Source organism: Cellvibrio sp. OA-2007 (genome assembly GCF_000953825.1).
GTDB lineage: Bacteria > Pseudomonadota > Gammaproteobacteria > Pseudomonadales > Cellvibrionaceae > Cellvibrio.
The window spans coordinates 1-1,252 of record NZ_BBUL01000032.1 but is presented as its reverse complement, the minus strand read 5'-3'; the positions used below and the strand labels follow the sequence as shown (position 1 = coordinate 1,252).

The window sequence follows — 1,252 nt, the reverse complement described above, 5'->3', positions numbered from 1 at the left end:
TGATCCCTACCGCGAATATCGGACACCTTAGAAACTGAGTAAACTTACTCCAGAGGTGATCCATGAGCAAGAAACAATCCACGCAAACGAACAAAAGATATACAGCTGAGTTTAAGAGTGAAGCACTAAAGCTGGCAGAGCGCCTTAGCGTAGCAGAAGCAGCAGAAAAGCTGGGCATCTATCCCAGTCAAATCTACAGCTGGCGCAGTGCGCTGAATAACAGCAGAACCAGTGTCGAAAGAGAGTCACTCCTTGCGACCGAAAACGCTCGCCTAAAGCGCCAATTGTTGGAGCAGGCAGAGGAGCTAGAAATCCTAAAAAAGGCGGCCACCTACTTCGCGAAGCATCAAAAATAAAACGCTACGAATTTATGCTGATGTATTGCACGCTGTTTTCAATCTCGATAATGGCGCGCGCACTGTCAGTGTCGCGAAGTGGGTATTACGCTTGGTTAAGAAATCGTGAACTAATGAGTTTGCGCTCACAGCAAAGAGAGGCGATTGATAGTCTTGTCAGAGAGGCATTCATTCAGGGAAAAGGTCGCTATGGGGCTGAGCGAATTTTTTATGATTTGGCGGAGCAAGATAATCCACTGGACATAAAAACCATTCGAAAAAGCCTTAAAAGACAGGGTTTAATTGCAAAAGCAGCCAAGTTGTTTAAGGTAACTACCGATAGCAATCATGCTCTGCCTGTTGCGCCCAATTTGTTGGCTAGAGATTTTTCTGCGCAGCACCCCAATGAAAAATGGGTGACGGATATTACCTACATCCAAACCACGGAAGGTTGGTTGTATTTAGCGGTGATGATTGATTTGTATTCGCGAAAAATTATCGGTTGGTCAATGAGTAAAAATATTGATGCACAGTTGGTGTGTGATGCGTTGATGATGGCATTGTGGCGACGAAAATTTCCACAAGGCGTTATTGTTCACAGCGACCGAGGCAGTCAGTATGCATCATATGCGTTCAGGCAGTTATTGGGGAAATATTCACTCAAGCAGAGCATGAGTCGCAAGGGCGATTGCTGGGATAATGCGTGTGCGGAAAGTTTTTTTCATTCATTAAAAGTTGAGCTGATACACGGTGAGCCATTGCAGAATGGAAAACAAACTCGCGAATCTATTTTTGAATATATCGAAGTAGACTACAATCGTTACCGCCGTCACAGCGCTATTGGCTTTATTAGCCCAGAGCGCTTTGAGGCAAGAAATGTATGTTAGTGAACTGTCCGAAGTTGGCGGAGGGGATCA

Annotated in this window: 1 protein-coding gene; it reads left to right on the top strand. The window is 45.0% G+C overall.

Annotated features, from left to right (window positions below):
• The first annotated feature begins 62 nt into the window (after positions 1-62).
• Positions 63-1,222 (top strand): IS3 family transposase gene (locus AWU77_RS02115; RefSeq protein ID WP_152625231.1). Its coding sequence is split into 2 segments (ribosomal slippage): positions 63-315 and positions 315-1,222, totalling 1,161 coding nucleotides; the frame shifts between segments, so codons are not numbered across the junction.
• Positions 1,223-1,252 lie beyond the last annotated feature (30 nt).